A 10,703-nucleotide genomic window follows, 5' to 3' on the forward strand; every position below is an offset into this window, starting at 1 on the left:
TGCCGGTTACGCTACCCGACGTATCGAACGCCGAAGCTAAACGGATTTTGCAGGTGCAGGATAAGTTGATTAAGTCGGTGCCGGAAGTCGATAAGGTGTTGGGGAAAGCGGGGCGAGCATCGACAGCTACGGATAACTCACCCATCAGCATGATCGAGACCATTATCATGCTCAAACCCAAGTCCGAGTGGCGGGAAGGCATCACCAAGAAAGACCTCATCAACGAGCTGGATGCCAAACTTCAGATTCCGGGCGTGGTCAACGGCTGGACGCAGCCCATCATTAACCGAATCAATATGCTCTCTACAGGCATCCGTACCGACGTGGGCATCAAGGTACACGGACAGTCGCTCGACAGCATCTACGCCGTATCTGAGAAGGTCAAGGCGGCTTTGGAAGGTGTTTCGGGTGTAAAAGACCTCTACGTCGAACCCGTCACGGGCGGCAAATACCTGACCATTGATGCAAACCGGGAAGCCTTGGGTCGCTACGGACTGAGCGTGGACGATGTGAACGGCGTGGTTGAATCGGCCATTGGCGGTTCTCCCATCGGGCAGACCATTGAAGGTCGTCGGCGGTTCTCGATTAATGTGCGGCTGGCGCAGGACTATCGCAACAGCGTTGAGCGCATCCGGCGAATTCCGATTGCTACGGCCTCGTTCGGTACCATCCCGCTCTCGGCGGTGGCCCCGGTGAAGTTTGAAGATGGTCCCCCGATGATTACCTCCGACAATGCGCTGCTCAGGGGGGCGGTGATGTTCAACGTCCGCGACCGCGACCTGGGAGGAACGGTGCAGGAAGCCATCAATAAAGTAAGCAAAGAATTGAAACTGCCCAATGGTTATTTTCTGGAATGGAGCGGGCAGTACGAAAACCTGATTCGGGGTAAGCAAACGCTGATGATTATTGCCCCCGTGGTGCTGGTGATCATTTTTCTCTCGCTCTACCTCGCTTTTGGTTCGGCGCGGGAAGCGTTTCTGAGTTTGATTACGATTCCCTTCGCGCTGATCGGCGGGGCGTACATGGTCTATTTCTACGGGGTAAACCTGTCAGTGGCCGTGGCGGTTGGCTTTATCGCCCTATTCGGTATTGCGGTCGAAACGGGCGTGGTGATGGTGATCTACCTCAACGATGCCATGAAGCAACTTGTCGCAAAACGGGGTAATTCCCGCGACACCATCAGCCGCGACGAGTTGCGCGAATACGTTATCAACGGCGCGGCCAAACGGCTCCGACCTAAAATCATGACCGTATCGGTGGCCCTGTTTGGCTTAGTGCCGGTGCTGTGGGCATCGGGGGTGGGGAGCGATGTAATGTTGCCCATCGTGCTGCCCATGATTGGAGGGGTACTCACTTCCTCGACGCACATTCTGCTGGTGACTCCGCTGATTTTCTTACTGACGAAAGAATATGAACTTAAAAAATTTGGTAAACTGGATGTGCTGGAAGCTTCTCACTAACAGTCTGCTTGCCGCGTTGCTGGTAACGCAGGTTGGTTTGGGCCAGACGCGGCCCCAGCCAGTCCCGTCAGCCGTGCAGTCGCTGACGGGGACTGACCAGTACGTGCGGCCTTCGGCCGCTGCTCCATCCGGCCTGGTGCTGGCTTTAGACAGTGTGTTGGTTCGTATCGACCGAGACAACCCACTGCTTAAACCCTACAGCAGCCGGGCGGCAGCCGCCCGTGCCTATGCTGAAGGGGCTCGGAGTTGGATGGCTCCAATGGTAGGTGGCGGGGTTTTCATGGCCCCCTATCCAATGCAAATGGTCATGGATCAGCGGGATATGGGGTATGGTATGATTGCCATTGAACAGGATATTCCCAACCCCGTCAAACAACGGGCGAAGCAAGTATTTCAGCGGTCGAAAGCGGCTGTGGAAGAAGCTGGTCGCGGCATCACGCTCAACCGGCTCCGCTCCGATGCCAAAGGGCTTTACTTCGACTGGCTGGTGCTGGAAAAACGGCGGTCGGTGCTGGCCGAGAACCGGCAGATTCTGCAAACAATGAAAAAGCTGGCTGACATTCGTTACCCGTATCAGCAGGGCAGTCTGGGCAATATTTACAAAGCGGAAGGCCGACTGTATGAGCTTGACAACATGGTGACAATGACCGAGTCGGAGATCCAACGCAAACGCATTGGCCTGAACACGCTGATGAACCGCCCCCAAACGGAAGCGTTCGGGATTGACACCACCTACTGCCCCACCGAACCGCAGCCGGTTGTGCCATCGACGGAGGAAATCAGTCAGATCCGGTCAGATATTCTGCGCATGGATAAACAAATTCTGAGTATGCGGGCGGGTATTGAAGCGCAGCGGGCGCAGGCCCGGCCCGATTTCCGGGTTCGCTTCGACCATATGCAGCCCCTGGCTGGCACGAAGAGTATGATGCCAACCCAGATGACAATAATGGGGATGATCTCGATACCCGTTCTTCCCTGGGCCTCACGGATGTATAAGGCCGAAATCAAAGGCATGGAACAGGACATCGCGGCCATGCGCTACGAACGCGAAGGAATGCTTATTGAAACGCAGGGTATGGTGGCCCAGATGCTCACCGACATTCGGACGATGCGAACGCAGTTGGAGAATTATGAACGGCGGGTGATTCCAACAATTCGCAAGAACTACGATACCCAGCTAATTGCCTACGAGCAGAACAAAGGCGATCTGTTCGTGGTGATTGATGCTTGGGAAACACTGAACATGACCCAGATGGATTATCTGACGCGCCTACAGGAGTATTACCGCATGATTGTAAGTTATGAGCGAGAACTGGAGAAATAAGAACAGGCTGGGGCTGATGGCCTCCCTCGTCGGGCTTGTCCTGACTCTGTTGGCAGGCTGCCAGGCAGACAACGACAACAAAGAAGCAACGGCACCGGCCAACCCAAATACAGGGGTTCATAGCGGTCATACCCACGAGACCGCCGAGGAAGCTTACACCTGCCCCATGCACCCGCAGATTGTGCAGGGCAAACCCGGTTCGTGTCCCATTTGTGGCATGGATTTGGTGAAAAAAGTAACGGCCGGTGGCGACAGTCTGGCGATCAATGCCGACCTCAAAGCCCTGTTACAACCCACTAACTCGGTGGTGGTGGCCAATATTGCAACCGTGCAGCCCGAACAACGCACGGCAGCGGTATCCGTACAGGCTAACGGCATCATAACCTACGACACCCGGCGACTTTACACGATTCCAGCCCGGTTCGGCGGACGTGTCGAAAAGCTATACGTGCGCGTTAATTATCAGCCCATTCGCAAGGGCCAGAAACTACTGGAACTCTACAGCCCCGACATCGTCACGGCGCAACGTGAACTGCTCTATTTACTCGATGCGGATGCGGACAACGCTCCCCTGATTGCCGCAGCCAAACAAAAGCTTCGATTGCTTGGCGTAACCGACGGGCAGATTGATGAGCTGACCCGTACTCGTAAACCCAGTTATGCCTTGGCTGTGTACAGCCCTTATGATGGGTATGTCATCGAAGAATCGGCGGGTACACCGCCTTTGCCTGCTGCTGGCGGCATGGGTAGTGCCGGAGCCGGTAGCGGCATGGGGGGTGGAGAAGGTATGGGGGGCGGTATGTCAGACGGGGGAAGCTCTCCGGGTACGGATGAAATCACGTTTGCAACGCCAACCCCCGCGCCGGGGAGCGAGGGCGTTGTTGGCTCGTTGCTGCTACGCGAGGGGCAGTACGTCCAGACCGGGCAAACCTTGTTCCGGGTCGTAAACCCCAGCCGCCTGTGGGCCGAGTTCCGGCTCTACGCCCGCGATGCGGCTGGCATCAAACCCGGCGACGAGCTGACCATTGCCTTCGACCAGACGGGCGAGGCTCCGCGCCGGGCACGGGTCAGTTTTGTAGTGCCTTTTATTGAAGGAAACGGGCAGTTCGTTACCGTGCGGGCGTATCTGCCGGGGAGTAATTCGGTGCGGGTGGGCCAACTGGCCCGCGCTACGCTTCGGCGGTCGGGCGGGCCGGGGCTTTGGCTACCCGCTACGGCCATACTCGACTTAGGCAACGAGCGGGTCGCCTTTGTGCAACAAGAAGATGCGGCTAATACCTTCCGGCCCGTGCGGGTGCAGATCGGTCAGCAAACAGGTGGGTATGTTGCCATCACCAGCGGGCTGACGGGTGAGCAGGTCGTTGCCCGCAATGCCCAATTTTTAATCGACAGCGAAAGTTTTGTTAACGTAGCCACCACAAAATAGCCATGCTGAAACAAAAGAAATATGGTTGGGCCGGGCTGCGATCAGCCGGGCTGCGCTGGTCTTTCCTGCTGATGCTGGTGCTGAATGCCGCCTGCCAGTCGGGCGAAAAGACCGACAATGACCAGGCCGATTCCGCAGCGGTAGCCGCCAGCGACGACCATAGTGGCCATAATCACGGGCCGGACGGGGCGGAAAAAATTACGTACACCTGCCCCATGCACCCGCAAATTGTGCAGGACAAGCCCGGCTCCTGCCCCATTTGTGGCATGGATTTGGTGCCCGTAGCGAAGACCGGCGAAATAGCCACCGAGATTATGCTCAGCGAAAGCCAGATGCAGCTTGCCAACGTGATGGTTCAGCCGGTAGCATCGGGCAATATTGGCAACAGTACCGTACTGAACGCCCGGCTTGCCGCCGATCAGCAGCAAACGGATGTCATCAGCAGCCGGGTAGTGGGCCGAATCGAGCGGCTCTACGTGAAAGAGACGGGTCAGCCCATCCGCAAAGGGCAGGTATTATATGAAATATACAGCGAACCCCTGCTTACTCAGCAGCAGGAATACCTGTTAGCCCTTCGGCAGGCCGAAGAACTGAACGAGCCGCGCTATGAAGACTTCCGGCGGGCTGCCGAACAGAAACTTCGGCTGTATGGCATGACCGCTGAACAGATTACCGGGTTAGCCAAAACCCGGAACGTGCAACCGCGTATTCCATTTGTGGCACCGGCAGGTGGCACCGTTACGGAGATTGCCGCCAGTGAGGGGCAGTACGTGGGTGAAGGGGCGTTGCTGTATCGTTTGGCTAACCTGGGCCAGCTTTGGGTCGAAGCCGAGTTGTATGCGGGTGAAGCCCGGTTTGTGAAGGTTGGCGACCGGGTGCCCGTACAGGTGGTGGGCTATGAAACCAGTCCGACGATGAATGCGCGGGTGACGTTTATTAACCCCGAATACCGGGCCGGTAGTCAGGTACTGGTGATGCGGGCGGTAATGCCCAATCCAGGGGGGCGGTTCCAGCCCGGCCAGCAGGCACGGGTGTTGCTTCGGCACGGCGTACAGCGCGGGCTGACGCTGCCGGCCGATGCCGTGGTGCGGGCCGGACAGGGAGCGGTCGTGTTCGTGCAGACGGGTCAGGGACAGCCCGATGGGTCGGTTTTTCAGCCCCGCCGGGTACAGACCGGTACCGAAACGGATCAGCAGGTGTCCATTACCAACGGGCTAAATGGTGATGAACAGGTAGCAATGTCGGGGGCCTATCTGCTGTACAGCGAACTGATTCTTAAAAAGGGTATTAACCCCATTACTGCCGAAGTTGAAGAAGGTGTGAAATCGACCCCCACTCTGGAAAGCAACCCCACCGCACCAGCGGCCCGGTCCGTAGCCAATGCTGCCACTATTCCCAAAAGCCATAAAGCCCCGCACACCTTTATAAAGCAGTTGACAATTGTCTATGAAACTTCGCTGAAGTTGACCGAAGCCTTGATCGGCGCGAATTCGGAACAGGCCAAAACGCTGGCGGGAGGGGGCGGAAAAGCCTTAGCGGGTGTGGATATGATGTTGCTTTCGGGTGCAGCTCATACCGACTGGATGACCTACCTGAACACCATGAATGCTGCCTTAAAAGCCCTTAACATGACTACTGACCTGGAAAAGCAACGAACGGCTTATGCTCAGTTTGAAGAAGGATTGTACCGGAGTATCAAAGCGTTTGGCGTGACCGATAAACCCGTGTATCGTCAGTTCTGCCCAATGGCCCTGAATAACAAAGGCAGTTATTGGCTTAGCGACAAAAAGCCCATTCGCAACCCATACTTCGGCGATCAAATGTTGACCTGTGGCGAGACAAAGGAAGTTATCCCCTAATCGGGAACTATCATGAACTCCCAATTTAACCCCATTTGTACTCCATCACTATGCCTACTGACTTGCTCCCGGTGAAACCCGTGGCGGTGCATACCTCCTGGACGAAGCGCGTAAAACGTGTCCGTCAGCAATTCATTCAACTAAGTAGGCTTGTGCTGAGGAAAGGAGTCCGGGTAGGGTATCGTCTGGCGGGTTACCAGTTTCTGGATAAAGAGCAGACCGAAGCTTTCCTCCGCCCCTATAGCTTAGTAACCTACCCGGCCAATGCGCTATGCATGGAGGAGGTCGTTGACCTGATTGATCCCTCCAAAGTCTATTACCCCCAGACTCAGACCGAAACTGAACCCGTTTCGGTCTGGCGGTACAAGACCCCTGCGGCAGGGGCCGAACTGCGCCCCTACGGCAGTGTGCTGACCGAGCGAAACATACCTTGTACGGACATCAATACCGACGATTTTTACCAAAACGTACTCCATCGGCAACGTCGGCAGTCGATAACCGTACAGACCGTGATCGCTCCCTGGAGCCACTATCTGGACGGTATTATTTGGGGTGGGTATTATGATTTTGTGTTTTTGGTAGCGGCAAAACTGGCCCGCATCAAGGGCGTGCTGCCCGAAGCGGTATTTCGTAATGCAACCGTAGCGTACCCCCAATTTGGAACTGCCTACGAGCGTGATTTCATGGCTTTACTGGGTGTTGAAGCACATCAACTTATTGATACGCGCAAAACCAGCGTACAATTCAGGGAGTGTATCGTAGCTAATGCCGGCCACTGGTTCTACCCGAATCTGGCGGATATAAACGCGCTCCGAACGTATATACTACCGCAGCTTCCGGCCCCCGACACGCGCAGAAAGCGCATCTATATCAGCCGGAACTGCCGACGCCGAATCACAAACGAAGCCGCGCTAATTCAGCTACTCAACCAGTATGAATTTCAGATTATTGACGATGTACCCCGTTCTGTTACGGAACAGGCGGCCATTTATCGGGATGCTGATTTCATTGTAGGGCCACATGGCGCGTCGTTCAGCAACCTGATCTGGTGCCAGCCAGGAACGCAACTGCTGGAGCTTTTCGCACCCACCTATTACCCCGACTTTTTTCGCTATTTAGCCAACGTACTTAGTATGCGGTATGCGGCTTATTTTCAGGGAGAAGCTCATCCCGGAAATTGGACGCGGGGCCTCGAAGACGATATAACGGTGTCTATCCCGGAGATAGAGCAGTGCCTGAAAAAAATGCTGGGTACGTAAGTACCCTGTCCACCACCAACTACCGTAACGAATGCAATCTCTTTCTACCCTTGCCCGCCGATTCTGGTACGTTCTGCTGGCTTTCTTTATACTGGCTATAGTTTTTTCCATTCGCGAAGCCTACACGCAGGATGAACACGGTGATCCGTATATTTTCTGGGCGGCTGGCCTGAAATTCATGGCCGACACCCCTTTATACGAGCCAATACCGGGTGCTCAGGAATACATCTATCCGCCCGTTGCAGCGTGGCTGTTTCAGCTACTGGCTATTTTCCCTTTTCCGGTTGCCACTGGGCTATTTACTTTTTTCAATTTTGCCGCTTGGCTGGGCCTAATCGGACTAACGTACCTGTTGTTGGTACATTTTTCCCCCAACCGCTTTACGCGAACCGCCCTGCTCATCGCCGTCATCGCCACAATCCGATACTATTGGCATAACATTATTTGGGTGAACGTCAACGAGGGGGTAGCCCTGCTGAGCGTTGGTGGGCTATATAGTTACGTGCGCGGACGGGAAAACCTGGGCCTGCTGCTGCTCACACTGGCTATGTGGGTTAAAGTGATGCCGATTTTGCTGGTCGTCGTTCTGCTGATTCGTCGTCCTGTTTCTACCTTATGGAAGGTCGGTGGCTACAGCCTGCTTTTTGCGTTGCTTGTCTTTCTGCAACGGGGCGTTGCGCAGGGCATTCAGGATTATCTCGATTACTGGTATGTTGTGTTCCGGCCATTCTTACTCGAAGGACGGGTATATACCGACTGGATTGCATTTGGCATTTCCGCTACGTTATCGAAACTGTTGACGGCTCATCCCGACATTAACGGCATTCGGTATCACATCGCGGAATGGCAGTTGGCCCTAGTGAATAAAATCAGTCTGATTGTTCGCCTTGCCCTGGTGGGCATCACGTACTATTTCGCCTGGAAAACCCGTCGGCAGGCGGCCCTTCCGGTACTGCTCCTAACGTACCTGACAATACTTCTTGTGGCCGGCGTGTCGTGGGAAGGCCATCATGTTACGCTCCTTCCCGTTGTAGCAGGATTGTATCAGTACCTGACCGAACTAAGCCTGTTCAGGCTGAGAAAAGTAATGACCGTCGTAAGCATCGCCGTTGGGCTGATGACCAGCGATCTGTTGGGAGGTCGTTTGTCTGACTACGTTCAGGGCTTCAGCCTGATTACCTATCTGGTCTTATTCTTATTTGGAGTTGCGGCTGTTGTCAATGCGCGGCTTATTCAAGCCCGGAACCATGTTAACCGGTAGTCATATCCCAGTAGTGCAATGAAAGAATGCTGTAAAACAGGTGATAAGCAGCCAACACCAAGCTGGCGAACGTACCTGAACTGGCTGCTTTACGCCGTAATCGCCGGTATGCTATTGCTGGCGGCCTGGAGTCAGTTCAGCTAACCGTTTACGGGTGGTCTCCTGCTTTTTACGTGTGAAGGTATCCCATGTAAAAGATTGCCAATAAACATATAAAACCACCGGATTATGAACGAATCAATAAACAACGCCAACCGTTCTGCCGGTCAATTTAGTTGTTGCTGGCAGGTAGAGCAGACAAGGGCGGGGTTGTACTCACCGGGTAATCTTCTTTACGTAACACTTGGTATCTCCGGTTTCATCCTGGACCGATTGAGTTGGCGTCGTGCGTTGGTTATGGGTGTATCGTTAGGCTGGGCCTGGTATGGGCTTCCTGACCTAACTGACCTCTGGTTTTGCGTAGCATACGTTATGCTGTCGATGCTGCTCTATCTCGGTTTGATAAGTAGTGTTTTGCCGCAGCATGGACTTCGCCTTAACTGGATTGGGGCGAAAGGCGAAGAAAAAGCGTTCAGAGCATTTGAGGGCCTGTTTGCATTTGCTTTTTTTCATAATGGCCTGGCATTAACGCATATCAGCCAGCAAACGGCGAGTACACTCCCTGCATTTCAGTCAATGGACTCCATAATTACGATTCTGGCGATAGTGTTGATTTTCACCGGTACGGCTGTGAAGATTTGGTCTGCGTTGGTGGTGGGCCTGCCGGTGTATTACTGGAAGTATATGTTTCTGGGCCGCGCCGTTGGCGGTTTTGTCGTCAGAGGCCCTTACCGGTATTTAGCCAATCCTATGTATGGAGTCGGACAGCTTCAGGTGTACGGAATTGCCTTGTACTACCACTCATTTTATGGCCTCCTCTTCGCGGCTCTTAATCAATTGTTGGTGTTTGGTTTTTACTACGTTGTCGAGCGTCCTTTTATGAAGCGAACGTTTGGCATCAGTGCTTTGTCAGTGAATTAGCTGATTTCAGGGCTTGAAGATTGAGTGTTTTCCGTACTAACTTGTCAATCAACACCCATATGCAACCGGTTTGCTTGCTTCCAGTCTCTGCGTGTTGGCCCCGCCTGTTTGGCCTGCTGATTCTGTTTGGGCAAGTCGTGCTGTCTTCCGTGCAGGCACAGCCACGTTCTTCGTTCTGGCGCAAACTGCATCCTGATTCGCTGACGAGCCGCCCGTTGCGCTTTGTGCCGCTACCCGTATTACAGTCGGGGCCGGAAATTGGCGTGAAAGGCGGCATCACTCTCGATTACTTTTACAACGCAGGGACGGGGCGAGCTGATAAACCCCGCTTTCACAGCCGGTACTGGCAACGGCTCGACTCGCTCAATCGACGTACCCGCGATTCATACGCCTTCGTTCATGTTCTTTACAGCACCCGTCGGCAACTGGCCGCAGAGGGTGTATGGAATACCTATGGCGCGGCTGAACGGTACGTAATGCGGGGGCGGGGCGGCTACGTTGATTTTTCGGAAGATTATTGGGGCGTAGGCAATCAAACCCTGAATGAGCGCGAGTTCTACGTGTTAAGTTATCAACGTTGGTACGTGCAACATCGGTTCTGGCGACGAGTAAAAGGGCGTTTTTTCGCGGGCCTCAGCTACTATTATTCTAACACGCAAAACGTGCAGTTGAGTCAGGGCCAGCCCCTGCACGAATCGTTGCCGGGCAGTCAGGGCAGTGTGGTGTCGGCCCTGGGGCCAACCCTATTGGCTGATTACCGGGATAACCCGTTCAGCCCGACGCGGGGCTGGTACGCTGAGTGGGCCTTTCAGATGTATAGCCACAAATTCGGTAGTCAGTTCGATTACACTGAACAGTCTGTTGATTTGCGCCGGTACGTACCGCTGAATGCGAAAAATATGGTTGGTCTGCAAGCCGTTGGGCAGTTCACAACGGGAACTATTCCGCTGCGGGAGTTGCCCAAACTGGGAGGGCCAACTATGTTACGCGGCTTTGTGCAGGGCCGGTATCTTGACCGGCAGCTTTGGTCGGCCCAGGCCGAGTACCGGCGTACCCTGAACCGTTTTCTGCTAGCAGCCGCTTTTGCTGCGTTG

9 protein-coding genes are annotated in these 10,703 nt (G+C 54.5%); all 9 read left to right on the plus strand.

The features are described 5' to 3' along the window. Positions 1–1,460, plus strand: a 1,460-nt coding sequence (locus BGO59_RS31510; protein WP_293690908.1) for an efflux RND transporter permease subunit, incomplete at its 5' end; no start/stop codon positions are given. After that, entirely contained in the window at positions 1,411–2,784 is a 1,374-nt protein-coding gene (locus tag BGO59_RS31515; RefSeq protein ID WP_246082385.1) for a TolC family protein, read from the plus strand. The genes BGO59_RS31510 and BGO59_RS31515, both read left to right, overlap by 50 nt. 16 nt (positions 2,785–2,800) lie before the next feature. Next, positions 2,801–4,210, plus strand: coding sequence for an efflux RND transporter periplasmic adaptor subunit (locus BGO59_RS31520; RefSeq protein WP_293690910.1), 1,410 nt, complete (start codon positions 2,801–2,803; stop codon positions 4,208–4,210). Between the two features lie 71 nt (positions 4,211–4,281). Further along, positions 4,282–6,069, plus strand: coding sequence for an efflux RND transporter periplasmic adaptor subunit (locus tag BGO59_RS31525; protein ID WP_293690933.1), 1,788 nt, complete (start codon positions 4,282–4,284; stop codon positions 6,067–6,069). Between the two features lie 50 nt (positions 6,070–6,119). After that, positions 6,120–7,328, plus strand: a complete 1,209-nt coding sequence (locus tag BGO59_RS31530; protein ID WP_138507199.1) for a glycosyltransferase family 61 protein — start codon at positions 6,120–6,122, stop codon at positions 7,326–7,328. 31 nt (positions 7,329–7,359) lie between these two features. Then, positions 7,360–8,589 carry a glycosyltransferase family 87 protein gene (locus tag BGO59_RS31535; RefSeq protein WP_138507198.1) on the plus strand — a complete coding sequence of 410 codons (1,230 nt, stop codon included), beginning with the start codon at positions 7,360–7,362 and terminating at the stop codon, positions 8,587–8,589. An 18-nt stretch (positions 8,590–8,607) separates the two neighbouring features. Continuing rightward, positions 8,608–8,733, plus strand: a complete 126-nt coding sequence (locus tag BGO59_RS31540; RefSeq protein WP_262709547.1) for a hypothetical protein — start codon at positions 8,608–8,610, stop codon at positions 8,731–8,733. 84 nt (positions 8,734–8,817) lie between these two features. Next, the gene (locus BGO59_RS31545) at positions 8,818–9,609 is read left to right on the plus strand and encodes a PEMT/PEM2 methyltransferase family protein (RefSeq protein ID WP_138507197.1); all 792 of its coding nucleotides are present in this window, start codon (positions 8,818–8,820) and stop codon (positions 9,607–9,609) included. A 59-nt stretch (positions 9,610–9,668) separates the two neighbouring features. Further along, a partial coding sequence (locus BGO59_RS31550; protein ID WP_293690916.1) for a BamA/TamA family outer membrane protein occupies positions 9,669–10,703 on the plus strand: 1,035 nt, incomplete at its 3' end.

Origin of the sequence: Spirosoma sp. 48-14, assembly GCF_001898575.1 — a bacterium.
GTDB lineage: Bacteria > Bacteroidota > Bacteroidia > Cytophagales > Spirosomataceae > Spirosoma.

What these genes read in the sequence shown, in the direction of transcription:
- BGO59_RS31515 (WP_246082385.1), top strand. Translation starts at nt 1,411, where the DNA reads ATGAACTTAAAAAATTTGGTAAACTGGATGTGCTGGAAGCTTCTCACT.
- BGO59_RS31520 (WP_293690910.1), top strand. Translation starts at nt 2,801, where the DNA reads ATGGCCTCCCTCGTCGGGCTTGTCCTGACTCTGTTGGCAGGCTGCCAG.
- BGO59_RS31525 (WP_293690933.1), top strand. Translation starts at nt 4,282, where the DNA reads ATGCTGGTGCTGAATGCCGCCTGCCAGTCGGGCGAAAAGACCGACAAT.
- BGO59_RS31530 (WP_138507199.1), top strand. Translation starts at nt 6,120, where the DNA reads ATGCCTACTGACTTGCTCCCGGTGAAACCCGTGGCGGTGCATACCTCC.
- BGO59_RS31535 (WP_138507198.1), top strand. Translation starts at nt 7,360, where the DNA reads ATGCAATCTCTTTCTACCCTTGCCCGCCGATTCTGGTACGTTCTGCTG.
- BGO59_RS31540 (WP_262709547.1), top strand. Translation starts at nt 8,608, where the DNA reads ATGAAAGAATGCTGTAAAACAGGTGATAAGCAGCCAACACCAAGCTGG.
- BGO59_RS31545 (WP_138507197.1), top strand. Translation starts at nt 8,818, where the DNA reads ATGAACGAATCAATAAACAACGCCAACCGTTCTGCCGGTCAATTTAGT.